At 35.4% G+C, this 18239-nt stretch carries 12 protein-coding genes and 1 rRNA gene; 6 read left to right on the top strand and 7 right to left on the bottom strand.

Features of this window, described 5'->3' with window-relative positions; translation table 11 throughout:
- Both ABYT26_RS15720 and ABYT26_RS15715 read right to left on the bottom strand, forming a co-directional pair.
- Nucleotides 1-476: thioredoxin family protein (locus tag ABYT26_RS15720; protein WP_372755616.1), on the bottom strand; the 476-nt coding region annotated here is incomplete at its 3' end.
- Nucleotides 477-774: 298 nt separating this feature from the next.
- Nucleotides 775-1986 carry an exo-beta-N-acetylmuramidase NamZ domain-containing protein gene (locus tag ABYT26_RS15715; protein WP_372755614.1) on the bottom strand — a complete coding sequence of 404 codons (1212 nt, stop codon included), beginning with the start codon at nt 1984-1986 and terminating at the stop codon, nt 775-777.
- Nucleotides 1987-2058: 72 nt separating this feature from the next.
- Between ABYT26_RS15715 and ABYT26_RS15710 the strand changes: the two genes are divergently transcribed.
- Nucleotides 2059-3303: an ABC transporter permease gene (locus tag ABYT26_RS15710; protein WP_372755612.1), complete on the top strand. Its 1245-nt coding sequence runs from the start codon at nt 2059-2061 to the stop codon at nt 3301-3303.
- Nucleotides 3304-3348: 45 nt separating this feature from the next.
- On the opposite strand, the gene ABYT26_RS15705 is transcribed toward ABYT26_RS15710, so the two are convergent.
- Nucleotides 3349-5499, bottom strand: coding sequence for a glycoside hydrolase family 2 TIM barrel-domain containing protein (locus ABYT26_RS15705; protein WP_372755610.1), 2151 nt, complete (start codon nt 5497-5499; stop codon nt 3349-3351).
- Between the two features lie 183 nt (nt 5500-5682).
- On the opposite strand from ABYT26_RS15705, the gene ABYT26_RS15700 reads away from it, so the two are divergent.
- The gene (locus tag ABYT26_RS15700; RefSeq protein WP_372755608.1) at nt 5683-6873 is read left to right on the top strand and encodes a hypothetical protein; all 1191 of its coding nucleotides are present in this window, start codon (nt 5683-5685) and stop codon (nt 6871-6873) included.
- Between the two features lie 3 nt (nt 6874-6876).
- Here the strand turns inward: ABYT26_RS15700 and ABYT26_RS15695 are convergent, their stop codons facing one another.
- Nucleotides 6877-10335 (bottom strand): PEP/pyruvate-binding domain-containing protein, encoded by a 3459-nt coding sequence (locus ABYT26_RS15695; RefSeq protein WP_372755606.1) that lies wholly within the window; start codon nt 10333-10335, stop codon nt 6877-6879.
- A 231-nt stretch (nt 10336-10566) separates the two neighbouring features.
- On the opposite strand from ABYT26_RS15695, the gene gdhA reads away from it, so the two are divergent.
- The 4 genes from gdhA to ABYT26_RS15675 all read left to right on the top strand — a co-directional run bounded on the left by gdhA (nt 10567) and on the right by ABYT26_RS15675 (nt 14458).
- Nucleotides 10567-11913 carry an NADP-specific glutamate dehydrogenase gene (gdhA, locus tag ABYT26_RS15690; protein ID WP_372755618.1) on the top strand — a complete coding sequence of 449 codons (1347 nt, stop codon included), beginning with the start codon at nt 10567-10569 and terminating at the stop codon, nt 11911-11913.
- A 142-nt stretch (nt 11914-12055) separates the two neighbouring features.
- Nucleotides 12056-12952, top strand: coding sequence for a lysostaphin resistance A-like protein (locus ABYT26_RS15685; protein WP_372755604.1), 897 nt, complete (start codon nt 12056-12058; stop codon nt 12950-12952).
- A gap of 117 nt (nt 12953-13069) precedes the next feature.
- Entirely contained in the window at nt 13070-13549 is a 480-nt protein-coding gene (locus tag ABYT26_RS15680) for a DUF2059 domain-containing protein (RefSeq protein WP_372755602.1), read from the top strand.
- Between the two features lie 252 nt (nt 13550-13801).
- Nucleotides 13802-14458, top strand: a complete 657-nt coding sequence (locus ABYT26_RS15675; RefSeq protein ID WP_372755600.1) for a CoA pyrophosphatase — start codon at nt 13802-13804, stop codon at nt 14456-14458.
- Here the strand turns inward: ABYT26_RS15675 and ABYT26_RS15670 are convergent.
- The 3 genes from ABYT26_RS15670 to rrf all read right to left on the bottom strand — a co-directional run bounded on the left by ABYT26_RS15670 (nt 14438) and on the right by rrf (nt 18228).
- Complete coding sequence (locus ABYT26_RS15670; protein WP_372755598.1) at nt 14438-15862, bottom strand: transglycosylase SLT domain-containing protein; 1425 nt, start codon at nt 15860-15862, stop codon at nt 14438-14440. The two genes, ABYT26_RS15675 and ABYT26_RS15670, sit on opposite strands and share 21 nt — an antisense overlap.
- Before the next feature lie 91 nt (nt 15863-15953).
- The gene (locus tag ABYT26_RS15665) at nt 15954-17915 is read right to left on the bottom strand and encodes a putative porin (RefSeq protein ID WP_372755596.1); all 1962 of its coding nucleotides are present in this window, start codon (nt 17913-17915) and stop codon (nt 15954-15956) included.
- A gap of 202 nt (nt 17916-18117) precedes the next feature.
- A 5S ribosomal RNA gene (gene rrf, locus ABYT26_RS15660) occupies nt 18118-18228 on the bottom strand.
- Nucleotides 18229-18239 lie beyond the last annotated feature (11 nt).

Raw genomic sequence — 18239 nt, 5'->3', positions numbered from 1 at the left:
GCCAAATATTCATCAATGGCTCGTTCTAAATCGCGAACCTGCACTTTTGAGGTATCTCTGGGATTATCAACCGCTCTACCTGTATAAATCAATTTTCGAGCTTCATTAAACAAATAGAAATGGGGAGTTCGCAGTGCTCCGTAATTCATAGCCACTTCCTGTGTTTCATCGTACAAATAAACCCAGGGAAAATCATTCTCTTCCATTCTGGTTACCATATGATCGTAATCATCTTCCTCGTAGGTATTAGCAGAATTGGAATTAATCCCAATAAATTCCACTCCAGTAGGAATGTATTTATCAGCAATAGCTCTAGTATCTTCGTCGGAACCAATCACATACGGACAATGATTACAGGTAAAGAAAACTACCAAGAGTTTCGATGACTTAAAATCCTTCAATTTATATCGAATACCATCAGTTGCAATCAGATCGAAGTCAGGAGCCTTATCGTTAATCTGAAGAGTAAATGCCATTTTATTTGTTTTAAGAGTTAAACACTACTCTAAATTTACCCATTATTTTGATAAATTCTAAATAAATAGCACACTTTTCAAGGATAAAAAGCCCCATATATGGTTGTTTGCCTAAATATTTAGTAACAGATAATTAATAATTACTTCATCACAAACAAGCTCCTATTACGTAAACTTGCTCCTCTTACAATGATAGATAAATTTGCTGCAGAATACAGAAATCCCCTCAGAAACAGATCATCGGAATTGCAATTAAGTTAATCTTCTTTCCTTCACACCGATGCATCTGTTTCTTTTTTTACTTTTTACCAAAATCGGGATAGAGTAAGTATTTCGCCCGAATGGTACTAAATTTTTGCAAATCATTTTGCCAGCTTCTTCTTATTTCTTCTTCCGAAAAGTGATTTTCTATTTGCAGTCTTAACTTATCTGTTCCGGCAAGTTGAACAAAGAAAGAATTAAAAAACACATCCTTACTTTTCAGTTCTCCATAAGCTGTTAACAAAAAAGACAGGTCCAATTTCTTCTTTTCGCGAAACTCATTCACATTTAGTTTTCGCAAGTCGTATCCGACACACTTCATTCCTTTAAATTTGGGGTATTTACTTGCACCAAGAATACTTCTAGGCGTAAACACGAAATTGCCATTGGTAAAATCAGGATGTCCGTAACATTGAAATGGATGATCAGTACCTCGTCCGGCACTTACCACAGTTCCTTCAAAAAAACAGAGCGATGGATACAAACTCAACGAGAGCTGATTGGGCAAGTTTGGAGATGACTTTACTGGCAGAACATAGGCATCTTCCCGATTCCAATTCGTACAGGAAATAACACGCAAATCACATTGAGTTTTATTTTTCAACCATCCTTCCCCATTAATCATTTGTGCATATTCGCCAATACTCATGCCATACACCACGGGAACGGGATGCATGCCTACAAACGAGCTGTATTTCATGTCTAAAACAGGACCATCCACGTACTGTCCGTTGGGATTTGGCCGATCGAGCACAATGAATGTTTTTCCCTGTTCGGCACAAGCTTCCATCACGTAGTGCAAAGTAGATAAATAGGTGTAAAAACGCACTCCTACATCCTGAATATCAAACAAAACAAGATCGATCCCTTTTAAATCTCTTACCGAAGGTTTGTAATGTTTTCCATACAAAGAAACTATTGGTAAACCGGTTTTACTATCCGTTTCATTGCTAATTTTTTCGCCAGCATCGGCTTCTCCGCGAAAGCCATGTTCGGGACTAAATAGCTTGGTAATTTGCACCTTTTTTCCCAGCAAAACATCCAACAAGTGTTCCCCATTCACCAAGGAAGATTGATTGGCAACAAGAGCAATTCTCTTGTTTTGCAGAAAAGGGAGATATTCCTTGAAACGTTCGGCCCCGCATCTTAATTCAGCACTAGGTTTTTGTGCACAGGAACTTAGAATCTGCAGCAACAAAAAGCAAAAAGACAATACCGAATACCTACTCCATTGTTTTATTTTTCTCATTTACCTTATTTTTCTCATCTGTAAACCCGAAATTACTACTTTTGTACTAATCTGTAAAAAAAGAACCTCAATTTGAATCTAGAACTCTTCATAGCTAAAAAAATTACCACCAACACAAAAGGAGATGGTAATATATCACATCCTATTATTAGCATTGCCAAGATTAGCATTGCTCTTGGTATCTCGGTCATGATATTAGCGGTTGCCATTGTTACTGGCTTTAAATCTGAAATCACCAAAAAGGTAATTGGTTTTGGTTCTCACATTCAAATTACCAATTACGACAACAACTCTTCATTCGAAACTCAGCCCGTAAGTAAAAATACAATTCCCATAAGCAATATTGAAAGCATTCCTGGCGTTTCACACATTCAATCTTTTGCTACAAAACCAGGAATCCTAAAAACAAAATCAGACATACAGGGAATTGTTTTAAACGGTATCGGCCAAGATTACGATTGGAGCTTTTTTAATAAACATTTAGTAGCTGGAAATATAATTTCTTTAAACGATAGCACCAAAAGTAATGATATTCTCATTTCGGAGAAACTATCGAAACTACTGCAAGTAGAGGTAGGTGATCAATTATCGGTTTATTTTATTCAACAACCACCCAGACTTCGAAAATTTACCCTTGCCGGCATCTACAATACCGGAATGGAAGAATTCGACAAACTATTTGTTGTCTGTGACATACAGCACATTCAGAAACTAAACGACTGGAGCAATGATGAAGTGAGTGGCTACGAAATATTTTTAGATGATTTTAACAAACTAGACCTGATTGAAGAACAAGTAAAGGGAATTACAGCAAGTTCTTTTACCGATGAAGGAGCTGGCTTAAAAGTAAGAAGCATTGTGCGTAAATACCCACAAATTTTTAGTTGGCTTGATATGCTTGATATGAATGTTTGGATTATTTTAAGCTTAATGATTTTGGTTGCTGGCTTTAATATGGTTTCGGGCTTGCTCATCATCATACTCGAAAAAACCAATATGATTGGTATTCTGAAAGCTTTGGGAACTACCAACTGGTCCATTCGCAAAATCTTTTTGTACCAATCCTCTCTACTTATCGGAAATGGTTTACTGTGGGGGAATATTATCGGCATATCAATATGCTTGCTTCAGCATTACTTTAAAATAATTCCTCTCGATGCAACCAATTATTATGTAAATACGGTTCCAATCAATCTAAAACTTAGTCATCTTATTTTACTGAATACTGGTAGTTTAATAGCCACAGTATCTATGCTGCTAATTCCATCCTATTTAATCACTAAAATAACTCCGGCAAAAGCCATTAAGTTCGATTAAAAAGAAAAGGACAGGATGATTTCCTGCCCTTCGTTACTCTGATTTTTATTTCTCTTCTTCAGGTAATTTTCCTACTTGAAGTGTATCTCGTGCTACAATTTTATTTCCGTACCATCCTTCGGCATACAAAACATCCCGATCTACAGCTATGGAATCCCACTGAAAACGAGTATCGCCCCGAGGACCCGCATTTTTCACTCTCGATCCGTAAGAAACCTCTTTTTTGAAATCGTTGTAAAGCACAACCGAGTCGCAATTACTATACACCCAAACATCTTTCTTTCCTGCTTCTTTAAAGCGATCGGGCCACGACTTGGAAACAATGTAAACCATTGGATAGTCACTCGCATTTCGATACATGCTCTGGTACAAATAATAGGCATCTTTTTTGGTTTTATGATCGTGCATAATCAACCCCTTTTGATTCATATAGGGAATTGGATTCGTTCCACGGCCGATTCGTGGCGATGCAAAATCGAAGGCTACCCAAACAAAATGCCCTGGGAATGCTTCTTTCTGCGATTCAGCTTTCGAAATTTTGTACTCATGCAAAAAGCAAGCATATTCCTGCGACCAAAAATCGGTTACTCCGGATGATCCATAATCTTTACTCACTGTAAATTTTTCGTTGCTATGCGTGTTGTAATCCATATCGGCACCATATTCCCCAATGATACAATTCGGATTGTAATCGCCAATTTGTCCAACATACCAACCACTCCAATCCTGAGGCGCATAAACATCTACAATATTCTGGTTGGATTTAAATTTCCAATTACAACCAGTAGTTGGTCGGTTAGGATCTAATTTTTTGGCCAATGCAACCAGATCGCTAAACACTTTGTTCGAACCCGATTCACTTGCTCCCGAACGATCCGATTCATTACCCATACCCCAAACAATTACTGAAGGATTATTGTAGTACTGCTCTACCATTTCCTGCATTTGTTGCTTGCAATTCTCTAAAAATTCAGGATCTTCAGAAACACTTCCTGTCAATGGAATTTCCAACCACAACATCAAGCCCAACTCGTCGCATGCTTTGGCAAATTCTCTATCGCAAGGGTAATGTGCATGTCGAATTACATTAAATCCAGCATCCTTAATAATTTGTGCATCGGCAAAATGCTGTTCATTTGGCAATGCATACCCAAAACCTTCCATATCCTGATGACGATTCACTCCACGCAACAACATCTGCTCACCATTCAAACTAAAAGCCTCGTGATTGGCAAGTGTATAGTATCTAAACCCAAAAGTACTCTCAAAATCGTCTACATCCTTTCCATCGTAACTAATGGTAGAGATTACCTTGTAAAGTTTCGGATCATCAACACTCCAAAACTGAATAGAACCCAACGCTGATTCCGATTGCCGAAAACTTACTTCATCACCAGCTTCAATGGTCTTACTCATTTTTTTATCAGCTACCAATTCGCCTTCTGGAGAATAAATTTTAGAACTTAATTTTACTTTTTTTGCTGATTTTGAATAATTTTTAACCTTTGTTGATATTGACAAAACACTAGGTGCTTGTCCTCCACAAACTGGCGTGTTAAAAACTTTCTCAATCTTTACAGAATTCGTAACATGAATCCAAACATCCCGATAAATTCCACCATAAACAGCATAATCGAAACTAAAAGGAAAAGATCCTCTTTCATCGAACATCCAAGGTGCTATACCCGAATTATTCGAATTATCAGCGCGCACTGCCAACGTATTTTCTTTTCCAAATTTGATGAAATCGGTTACATCAAGAGAAAAAGCAGTATATCCACCCCGATGAGTTCCAGCCTTTTTCCCATTCACCCAAACCTGAGCTTCCAGAGAAACGGCTTCAAATTCGATAAAGACACGTTTTCCTTCCTGATTTTCATCAATAGTAAAACGAGTACGATACCAAGCCGGACCTTTATACATGGTACGAACATCGTTTTCAAAATCGAAACGTCCGGTAAAAACATCGCTATTTATACCATCGCTTCCTCCATTAAAATCGTGAGGAATATGAACCGTTTGCCAATCTTCGTCCTTACAGGAAGTTTTATAGGCATTCTTAACCTCTTTCTTTATAAATTTCCAATCGTTCTTATTGATGGAATAGGTCGTTCTTTTCTCTTGAGCATTAGAGAAACCTGAAAAGTAAAACAGCAGACTTAAACAAACCAATACACTTCGACTCCAATTATTCATAATTTGTATTTTTAAACATTCAAAACTTCAATTCACAATCGGAAGTTTTAATTAAAAGGTAAATTGTAATATCTTTCGACATTGAAACAATCTTAGAAATTAGTTACTGAAACACAATGTTAATAACGGTAACTGGTTACCGTAACCAATTGCATCAAACTCCTATAATTCTGATTTTTACAAATGAACATTCCCGAAACTGAAAAACAAAAACTAATTCATAAAATTGTGAATTCGAAGACCTTTTCAAGGTCAGAAATGCTACGGGATTTGTTAAATTATTTATTCAAAGTACATCAAAACAATGGAAAAGTAAAAGCCATTAATATTGCCATTGATCTGATGCAACGAAAGGGAGAACTTAAAGAGAACGATGAAACTATTGCCCGCGTTTATGTGCATAAATTAAGAAACAAACTGGCCGATTACTACGAAAAGGAGGGGCAGAACGAAAAAATCATCTTGAAAATTCCAAAAGGAAAATACGAACTGACTTTCCAGATGACAAGTCTGAAAAGTTCAAAATTGCCAAAATCACTTCCTTTTAAAACAGTTCTTTACTCAGTCTCTGGTCTTCTTTTACTAAATCTTATCATCCTTGCAGGATTCTTTGGATTCTCAAAACAAGAAACGCAAAATCCAATCTGGGTCGACTACCTAAACGAACAAGAAGATATCAACCTGATGCTTAGTAATCCATTTTTTTATACCATCAGAGATTTACAAACCGATTCTACTTTGGTGATTCGAAATTTCAATATCAATTCGACAGAGGAGCTTGGCAATTCTCAAAAACTGTTCTCCAAAGATAAATATGAGATCAAACAAAGCGATATTTCCTATTTTGCCAACAACAATGTAAGTTCTTTACCCTTGCTTTTTAAAGCCTTGCACAAAACCGACAATGCTATTCACTTAAAAACAAGCAACAATATCAATTTAGATGATATTAAAAACAACAATACCATAGCCATTACCAGCTTGAAATCAATTGGTATTTTTGGAAATTTTCTGGCTGAAACCTCCATCAGAATCCCGAATAAAAATGGATTGAGTCTTTTGCTAATGACTAAAAATGATACGCTAAAATATTCCGCCATTAAATCATACGATGATTTTTATACTGATTATGCTTTTCTAGTAAAAGTTTCCACGCCCAAAGGCAAAAATTTAATGATTATTTCAGATTCTCATTCCATAGGAAATCAAGGATTAATGGAATTAATCACAAGTGATCACCTGTCTGAAAGAATTTATTCTCAATATCCAGAGTTAAAAAAATTCCCCACTCATTTTGAATTATTGGTAAAGGTTACTGGTTATCAGGAACAAAACCTTAAAACCAAAATTATTCATTTTCAATCGCTTGATTAGAGGCTATTCTTCCCAACTAACCACAGAAATCCGTTTTTTACCATCCATTTTAATGCTTAGTGATTTTGCAAATTGAACATGACGTACGCATCCATAATCACCAATAAGTTTTTGTTTGCCAAGTAATTGATAATCTATAAAACAACTTTCGGAATGATGATTAATAGAACTATAACCAATATTCATAGAAGTTACATTATGAAAAAAATGCGAACCCGAAGATGCTTCCAGAGGGTAATCCTGAAAACTGGTCTCCACAATTAATTTGGAAAAGGAAATATCATTCCATTTCACAGGAATTCCAATCCATCTATCCCGAGTTCCCCATCGTCCTGGTCCAATCAACACATAATGTTTTTTCTCTTCTCTCAGCTCTTGGTTGATTTTTGCGATTATTTCTGCGATTTCGGGCGTCATATCCTTTTGAAAAAGTTCTGGAACGATGTATACAACATCAACAACTTCCTCTACCAATCCATTTCCCATGCTCATTTCAGAAATCATCACTAGTTTGCTACGATCAATATCTTCCAAATCGATGGTGTAATCGTCAATATTGCCAATTAAAGGTTTTATCTGAAGTAAATAAAAGCTAGCTTTTCCTTCTTTGTCTTTGGTTAAATCAACTGCAAACTCAATTTCGATAGGCGAGCCCATTGCTTCCTTAATTATATCGAGAACCAATTCGATGGTTTTTGCCAAAGGAATGTATTTGTATTTTAAGATATTAGCAAAATTAACGATTCTGGGTCCCATCGTATCTAATCCAGGACTTATGGTATCGTTTATGGCATTGTAAACCGAAGCACAATGCAACAAATTACCATGTTCTTCCGCTTCATCAATATCTAACCGAATAAGTCCTGCTGTATCACCCTCCAAAAGATCCAAATTTTTTTTATTCAGATCGACAGCATAAAATTCCACTTGAGAATTTTTAAATTGATCCTTCGCACTATTGTTTTCAATAGTTGGAAAAATAGGAGAAAAACGAAAAGCTTTCTCTCCATCTACAATATATTTGCCCAAACCAACACCAATTACAGCATATCCTTCTTCGGGTTTCATATGACCAAAAGGATAGTAATTATAAGATTGAGCCACTCCCGAAATGTGAGGATAAAAAGTCGTTCCATACTGATTTCCTACCACTTCCTGAATAACAACAGCCATTTTCTCTTCCTCAATTTTGTAATTCATAGCTGTAACATTCAACTTCGAATCATCCGAAAAAATAGAAGCATACACCAATTTAACCGCATCGCATACCTGTTTTACCCGAATATGTAAATCTTCATGATTATTAGGCAACAAATAGGTTTGAAATACACCAGCAACGGGTTGCAAAAGCGAGTCTTCAAATAATCCAGAAGAACGAATCGCCAATGGTTGATCAAAATTCATCAAAATAATTTTAATTTTCTGCACCAAACGTTGCGTTAAATCTGCAGCCAGAAAAAGTCGTTGCACTTCTTCAAAAGATTTCAGATCCTTTATTTTCTCTAAAAGATTGTTCCGATCAAGAAAGGATTCATATTCATCAACACCAATTACCGCAGTCATAGGTGCTTTTATATTAATTCCAGGTACAAATCGGCTTAGATTCAAATTAAAAAGCATGCTATTGATAAAAGCCAAGCCTCTTCCTTTTCCCCCAAGTGAACCTGTAGACAAGCTGACAATATTTTTAGAATTAAGGGGAAATTCAGCATTAAAATCGACCACTTTTCCCTTATTTTTTTCGTTGCGATAATTCTGAATCACATTAATTAAATAATCTCGAACATCTTCGGCCGATTTGAAATCATTGATTCGATAAGGTGCAATCATTTTGGCCACGCGAATTTCGCCACGAGCCATTAACCACAAAGAAAAATGATTTTTTCTGGCATGATAAACCAAAGATTCGCCTGGAATATGATACAGATATTCCTCAAATTCTTTCAAGGATTTTGCTGTAGCAATTTCCTTTCCATCAGCATCTTTATAAATAAAATCGCCAAAGCCCAAAAATTGTCGAATAAACAAACGAATATCTGCTCTAAGCGTTTCAGAATTTTTATTGATAAAGCTAGCCTTCAATCGAAAAGCATGAGTTGCATTGCTCACATCGGATGATTGCAAAATTACCGGAAGATTTGGGTATGCATTTTTGATTTCATTTACCAAACTTAAACCAGCATCTTCCAGAAAAATTCCTTGTTTTCTGAATTTCACATCAGAAATTAAACACAACAAATAGTCCCGATAACGATAATATATATTCATTGCCTCCTCGTAATTGGAAGCCAGTAATATTTTGGGTCGCGCCCGTAAACGAAGAATCTTATATTGAGCATCGGTACTAACATCCTTAATTATTCGTTGGGTTTGAGCCAATACGCTCTGATAAAGCATTGGCATGTACCTGGAATAGTATTTGGCCGAATCCTCTACCAATAAAATCACCCGAGCCAAACCTATTTTTGTGTCGTTTTCGACATTCACCTTGTCTTCTAGACTCTTAATCATGGCAAAAAACACTTGCGACTCACCGTTCCAAACAAAAATCTTATCAACACAAGTCAACTCGGCTCGCTGCTCTTCGAACAAAGCAATATCAGCATCGTTATTTAACAATAAAAATATGGAAATATATGGAAATTCTTTTTTAATTCGTTCACTAAGTCCAATGGGAATATTTTTATCGACCCCAACCATTATAATGATCATGTCGAAATGTTTGGAATGCAATTGCTCCAAGGCCTCCTCTATGTTCGAAACCCCTGTTACACGAGGCATAGAAGTTAAATTCAGCTGATGATATTCGCTGGAAATTTGTTCCGAAAACCGCCCTTCCCTCTCAATGCAGTAGGCATCGTACAAATTAGCAATCAACAATATTTCCTTAACCTTAAAAGGCATTAAATCGTGATAAATATCTCGATCGGCATTGTTCTTATTTAAAAAATTCTGAAGTAATTTACGATTGGTAACCGGTACGTAAGGGCCAACTATTTCCTTCTTTTTAGGCTCATCTATCCTGCTTTTACTCAATAACTCTTTTCCTGTTTCACTATTGATATAACCAACAATAATATTTCCAATATTTTCAATTAAGTGCCTTTCTTCTTTCAAAAAAGGTCCTTCATCAGCTAAGGGAAATTTTTTAACGTAACATACCTCTATTCGCCCGCTCCTATTATTTATGGTCAAAAATTCATGAGTTAATGTCCATTGTGAAAGACGAAATCCTGGACTTAAATATTCCTGTCCTTCGAAAATAATTCGAGCAACAGTAAATTCGGGATATTGCCACGCTTCTGGAAGAATAAAGCAAATTTGCTGCAAAGTATTTGCTATGGATTTTCCCTCCTTAATAATACTTGTTGTTTGATTAATTGCCGAAAGTTCTTTTAATCGCTCAATATTTTCAGCAATAATCTTTCTAATTCCCTGCTCTTTACTCGATTTTGGCTTCATACATTCCCGACTTAGTAAGTTAGACGCATTAAAAAAATTGTAAAAAGTTTATGCTTGTTTCCCTGCTATTGGCAGACTCTCTTAAATGTAAACAATTTAAGTCAAAGCTAAGCTCTTGACCTTAAGGGAATTCTTTATTACCTTTAAATATGACTGCAATTTTTTTAGAATTGCCATCATTCACACCCAATTTATTCATGTCTAACGTAAACATTCATTATCATGACTACTATGTTAAAAGCTCCTTCCAGCAAGGAATTTATGGACAGGTTAAAAAGTAGAACTCCTGGAGAAGTTGAATTTCATCAAGCAGTTCACGAAGTTGTAGAATCTTTACTTCCTTTTTTGGAAGAAAATCCACGGTACAAAACGGCTAAAATCATGGAACGCATATCAGAGCCGGAACGAATTATAATTTTCAGGGTTCCCTGGGTTGATGATAAGGGCGAAATTCAAGTAAACCGAGGCTACCGAATTGAAATGAACAGCGCTATTGGTCCTTACAAAGGAGGTTTACGCTTTCATCCAACGGTAAACTTAGGAATCCTTAAATTTCTTGCTTTCGAACAAGTTTTTAAAAATAGTTTAACTACCCTTCCCATGGGAGGAGGAAAAGGAGGATCTGATTTTGATCCAAAGCAAAAATCAGATAATGAAGTGATGCGATTCTGCCAAAGTTTTATGACAGAACTTTGTAAGCACATTGGACCCAACACAGATGTTCCTGCCGGAGATATAGGTGTTGGCGGCAGAGAAATCGGCTTTATGTTTGGCCAATACAAGCGTCTTCGCAACGAATTTACTGGAGTATTAACAGGAAAAGGTGCCGAATGGGGAGGAAGTGTTATCCGACCAGAGGCTACCGGTTATGGCAATGTATATTTTGCCGAAGAAATGCTAAAAACAAAAAACGATAGTCTAAAAGGTAAAATTGTTACTGTTTCAGGATCGGGAAATGTAGCTCAATTTACAGTCGAGAAAGTTAATGAACTAGGAGGTAAAGTAGTCACACTATCCGATTCATCAGGCTTTGTTCATGATCCTGATGGAATTGACCCAGAAAAACTCACTTATGTGATGAGACTTAAAAACATCAAACGAGGAAGAATAGAAGAATACGCAAAAAAATATGGTGTAGCTTACTATCCAAATGCACGCCCTTGGAATATAAAATGCGATGTGGCCCTGCCAAGTGCAACCCAAAATGAAATTAATGCTGAGGAAGCACAAATATTAGTCGATAATGGCTGCATTTGTATATCGGAAGGAGCCAATATGCCTTCAACTCCAGAAGCTGTAGATATTTATTTGGAACATGAAATTTTATATGGTCCCGGTAAAGCTGCCAATGCGGGAGGTGTTGCTGTCTCGGGTTTAGAAATGTCGCAAAATGCAATGCGTCTAAGCTGGACTCGCAAAGAAGTTGATGAACAATTGCAACGAATAATGAAAAACATTCATAGCACCTGTGTTAAGTACGGTAAAACTCCAAATGGATATGTTAATTATGTAAACGGAGCTAATATTGGTGGCTTTGTTAAGGTTGCCAATGCCATGATTGCTCAAGGAATTGTATAATTATAACTACTTTTACACTAGGGTTGTGCTGAGAAGCACAACCTTTTTTCATGTTCTCTTAAATTTAAAAACCAAAAAAATCCTACTTTCTAAACAAAAAGATTTTGTTAACTTTGCCGACTCCTAACCAATACCCAAAATAATGAATAATCTCCCCAAAACACCTTCTATAAAAAGAGGATGGCTTCGAGCAATACTCATCATTTTTCCTTTTTTGCTAATCACCGGTTTTTTTCAAGCTATAGGTGGTTTCTTTTGGGCTTTCATTTCGGGTGAGAATCCCATGGATGTCCTGCAAAGTAATTCCAACAATCCAAATCTCGCCTTTTTAATTATACAAGCATTTACAACTTTTGGTACTTTACTAATCATTTGGATTTTTATGCGATTTATCGACCGTAAAAAGATGATTGATTTGGGTTTTTCCTTTAAAAACAAAACAAAAGATATCCTTTACGGATTACTTGCTGGTCTTCTCATGATAGGTACAGGAAGCTTATTTCTATATCTATCTGGAAACCTAAAATTCAAATCCATTAGCTTTAATTTAATTGGATTATCTCAATCCGTTCTTCTACTTATTCTAGTCTCAGTAAACGAAGAAGTACTGGTTAGAGGCTATATGCTTCGCAATTTTATGGATTCGATGAACAGATATATTGCCTTATTTTTATCATCTCTCCTATTCATGGCTCTTCATCTATTAAATCCAAATGTATCACTTGTAGGAATGACTAATGTTTTTCTCGCAGGAATTCTTTTAGGAATAAGTTATATTTTCACTAAAAATCTATGGTTTCCTTTAGCTTTCCATTTTAGCTGGAATTTTATTCAGGGACCAATCTTTGGTTATGAAGTAAGTGGAACCAATCTTGACTCCCTACTCTCGCAAAATTTAACAGGAAGTGAATGGTTAACAGGTGGTAAATTTGGGTTTGAAGGATCTATTCTGGCTACGATTCTATGTTTGGCAGGCATCATCTTCTTTTGGTTTGTTTATCGAAATCAAAATAAGCTTTCCGAAAAAGTTCTATCCTGATAAATACAGTTGTAGAAAAAATCAATCTCTATATGATAACGAGTACAAACCTATTATGCAATTGCCATTTACATTAAGATCCTGTTTACACAGGAAATAAATCCTAATCTAAAAAAAATGCAAAATCTAAAAAAATCACTAATTCTAAGCATGCTGATATTAACTAGTCTGATTTCAACTGCTCATAAAAAAGGAAATTCTTACAATGAAGATGTACTCTATCTTTTTCAAATAAATGGTTCTGAGGCAAGTTACCAACAAAGCATGCAAGCAATTCTCACCCATTTTAAAAATCAGGAATCAAATGTACCGCAAGAATATTGGAATCGCACATCGGAAGAATTTATGCACACCTCAATACAGGATTTGGTGAAAATGTTAATTCCCATTTATGCGAGAAATTTAAGCCACGAAGATATTCTAGCCATGATTGAGTTTTACGAAACTGATGCTGGCAAAAGAATTGCACAGAAAATACCGAAAATATCAAGTGAAAGCATGCAAGTTGGAATGAATTGGGGACAAGCTATAGCAGCTAAAATTAAAGCCGACATAGAAAGTAAAGGTTTCAAAATAAGATTACCTTTTACTCCTTAGTGTATTGATTATCTTTCACTAGCCATTCCGAAAACCTATTCGAACAAATTAACATCAATACCTTCTTTAAATAAAGAAAATAGACAGATAATTTTACAAGCTCGGATTAAAATAGTTAACAAGAAGAAGCTTGAATCATTAAGTTCTTACAATTTTTCTCGGAACTTCACTTTTATATAAAAAGATTACTTCTTTTTCATTTTTGAGGCTAACATTATTGCTATATTTAAGTGTTACTAGAGAAAAACATTTATGAGCATCTCAAAAGAAATCACAAAGCTTGAACCATTTATACGTATTTTAAACGATGAACTAAATATTGGATTACCTGGTTTTGAAGCACAAAAACTAATGTCTCCTTCCTCTCGGGAACAAGCGCTATTAAAGAGCGATCCAAGTAAAGCCAGAGATAGTAGTGTTTTGCTCCTATTTTATCCCAAGGAGGGACAACTGCATCTTCCCTTTATTAAAAGAACAACAGGCAATACGAACCATAGTGGTCAAATGAGTTTTCCTGGTGGCAAATATGAAGAAAGTGACGCAAATAGAACCATAACTGCTATTCGAGAAACCAATGAAGAATTGGGCGTTGAATGCGAAAAAATAAATATTTTAGGTTTCTTAACCGAGCTATATATTCCTGTTAGTAACTTTATGGTACTTCCCGTACTGGCATATAGCGACGAAAGACCTAGTTTTACTTTGAGTGAATTCGAAGTTGAAGAACTAATCGAAATGCCACTTACTGAACTCCTTCAGAAGGATAATATCAGTGAATTTATAATAAACAAAAATGGTCATAGAATAGCAGCTCCTTTTTTTCATGCCAAAGGGCATAAAATTTGGGGAGCTACTGCAATGATTTTGTCCGAATTAAGAGAAATTCTACTACGAGCTGCTCTGATCTAATATGATATTTTGATAGTGACTGTAACGGTCTAATATTTTAATCACATACTGATAAGGCTCAGCTCCTCTACAATAACCATACTTCACAACAGGATCGTTAAAAAATTCAGGTTTGGATTTATTCAATAAATAATAATCAACACTTCCTTTCCATTGATCTGGATTTTTACCGTTTTTTTCAGCCAAACGCCTAGCATCTAACACATGTCCAAATCCCACATTATAGGAAGCAAGTAAAAACATTAATTCATCCGTCTTATCCACCAGTGTTTTATCCAACTTTCCTTTTAAATATTTCAAGTGCCTGACCCCTGCATCAACGTTATCTTCAGGTGAAGAAAGCGAATCTACATCGTAACGGTAAGCAGTCTCAGGCATTAACTGCATCAATCCAAAGGCTCCCACCCACGATTGTGCTTTCGGATTAAAATTAGATTCTTGAGATATTAAAGCAGAAAGCAATCGCCAATCCCAACCAATTATTTTAGCTTTTTCTTTTAGGAGATCATCGTAATCGGATATTTTTCCACTTTTTACAGTAAAATACTCACTTTGAATCATCGCCTCCATTCTACTACTTTCAAAATACCGTTGGTAAATTCGTCGATATTCACGGGTCTTCTGGAATTCAATTAACCACATATTAATATCTTGAGTAAGATGATTGGCACCTTTTCTTAAGGCCCAAGCTAAATTTTGCGGAACACTTACAGTAGTAGCAAATTCGATATTAGGATAGTAGTTTGAATTAACAGTGGCTACATTCTCATCAGCAATGGTATAATCAATCTCACCATTGGCCACTTTAGAAATAAGTTCCTCCATTTCAACCGTATCTACAGCTATAATATCAATAGGATGCTCCATATCGCTTGAAAGATCACTGAGTTGTTCCTGAAAAGAAGAACCTGCAGGTACATAGATACGTTTTCCCTCTAAATCAAACTGATTACGGATAAAACCTACCGAATCCTTCTTAGGACGCCGCTGAATGACTACCTGTGCAGACTGACTATGAGGGATGGTAAAGTTAAAGTTCTCCATACGATCCGCAGTAACCGCCAAGTTCATTCCTAATAAATCAACATCGCCTCTTTTAAGAGAGGCAAAAGAGGATACGAGATCATTATTCACACTCAGTTCCAATTTTACCCCAAGGTGCTTTGCAAGAGCTTTCAACATTTCATATTGAAATCCCATAGTATGACCCTTATATACAAAGTAATTAGTCGAATTATAATCTGTGATGACCCGAAGTTTTCCTCTCAGCTTTACATGCTTTAGTTCCACAATGGGTTTGTCCTGAACTTCCAACCGCACCAATTCTCGGTTTTGGTTGCACGTTTGGAGCAATACCATAAAAATCACAGGTATAATTAATTTTAAATATTTTATTCCAGACATAACATTTTCCTTTCCTAATTAAAAATTAGAAAAAAACAGATCTCTAACCTAGAAATATTTGATTCCTGTTCTTGATTCTTCTATAAAATTATTAATCGTAAAAAGTCCAGATTAATCCATATTTAAACATGGCTGGATTGAGAGGGTAGTGTGGAGCTCCAAAATAGTCTTTACTTCCTAAGGATGAATTTAAGTGCTCGTACATAAAAAAGAAGCGCGTCCTTTTAATTCTAATATTAAAATACATGTCAACCTTAGGAAAACCGCCAATTTCTTCGTCATTCTGCAAATGGAATTGACCAATTGATGGCATATAGTTTGGGGCGTTAAAAGCTGTATTATAATGAAGTGCAAAACCTACTTGAAGACCAAGTGCTCCAGTAAAAAATGTATTTTTATAGTAATTATTACTATAGATTGAAAAAGTTGGTAATGGCAATATTTGATCCTCAGAACTTTTTTGACCAACTAACTTTTGATTGAGATAAAAGTTTCCTAATTTAAAATTTTTATCCAAATAGGCGCTTAATACTGTAATTCCTTTTTCATATTGTGTAGGTATTGCATCAGTACCAAAATAGGTGTAATTATCAATTTGATTAATTTGTCCACCTAATTTAAATTTTCTTTTCTCATTAAAATACTTGACTCCAAGCTCTAATTCGGTCGTTTTGTCCAAATCTAAATCCCACTGTTGATGATTCCCGTTATACAATGTAAGTAGATAACTAGGGGTTTTAGAATCTAATTTAGCACTAACTGAGACACCATGTTGAACTGAATCTTTCTGGCCGATCCATTTGGTTAAGTCATAATTCAAGTGCAAATCATTTTGGTTATAGCCTTCAAAAACATATTGGACACTTGCATTCCAATTCATAAAGGCACCAGCGTTACTAAATAAACCAGCTATTAGTTGATTATTGTGAATTTTGGTATCCGTCTGTTGCCACGAAATAGAACTGGTTTCTAATCGCGAATTGTACTTACCATAGTCACTAATAATACCAAATCGAGCACCTAATCGTATCCATTTGTTTTTATTTTCATTAAAAACAAGCTGAAAGGTATTTCGAACATTAGAATATTTTACCTTATCAAATGTAGTGTCTGCGTCAAAATAAGTATTATCATAATAAGTTGTATCGTCAATTACTTCCTTATAACGCCAACTATCCAATTCATACTTCACATTATAAAGCACATTTATAGGATAAGTATAACTTGTATCCTTGCCATTAACAACTTCACTTCCTTCGCCAATACCATAGGATCCATTAATAAATAAGTTATAATTGGTCAACTTACTACTTGAATCATCCAAACTAATTTCTAAATTTTCAGGATCCTCATTATCCTCAAGATCACTATCATCAACTAAACCACCATTTTCTTCATTAGTGATATTGTTTTGGTTCATGACGAAACTCAAATCATACCTATCTTTCTTATAAGTAGAGAAAAAACTGATATCATACAATTTAGTGGCCTGATTCTGATATTGGCCATCGGTAGAAATAAGATCATATTTAATGCCAGAATTCCAATCTGGAGTAATGTTCTGCGTATGTAAAACTTTCAATAAATTTTCAGCCTGTCCGCTAGAACCACCAGTTTCATAAGAAACACTTGTATAAGGAGTTGTAGTATTATAAAATACTATATCCTCAGGTTTTAGCATATAATCACGGTAAGGTGTAAAAAATAAGAATCGATCCTCTGCACGATCTTTATAAATGTTAGATTCATACGCGGAACCTAAATTCCCAAGGTAAGTATTAGATATTCGCTTTTGAAAAATAGGATTATAATTTTGATGAGAACCCAAAACGGTATCCAATTTCACGTAGTCCTTTCTGGTAGAATAATCTATAAGCTTCCAGGTAGTAATTACAGACTTAACACTATTATACCCCAAACTATCAAGTTCGCTATTCTCATTATCCGATTCACTCCTAGAACCCATTTTATCAGACTCACTAATGTTAGATTGAGAATAAGAATTCAGGGAAAGAAAAATCAAAAATGAAATAAGTAAAAAGGATTGTTTCATAGCCAACAAAGATAAACAAACTGTTATTAAGTTGATTGAATTGATTTAAAATATAGGTTAAAAAACCTTAGAAAGAGTTAAAGTATCGCAGATTTCTGATACAATTGATCTGATATAAAATCACTTTTAACTCATCTATATTAGAAAGTTAAATATAACACAAAAAAGAGTCTCACTCCTGTTGGAATAAGACTCTTTTAAAGGTTGGCATCGACCTACTCTCCCACATCTCTGCAGTACCATCGGCGCTAACGGGCTTAACTTCTCTGTTCGGAATGGGAAGAGGTGGAACCCCGTTGCTATAGACACCTTAAATCATTTATC

Source organism: Labilibaculum sp., from assembly GCF_041595635.1.
Lineage (GTDB): Bacteria > Bacteroidota > Bacteroidia > Bacteroidales > Marinifilaceae > Labilibaculum.
The sequence above is the reverse complement of the archived record's forward strand: the minus strand, read 5'-3'. Positions and strand labels throughout refer to the sequence as shown.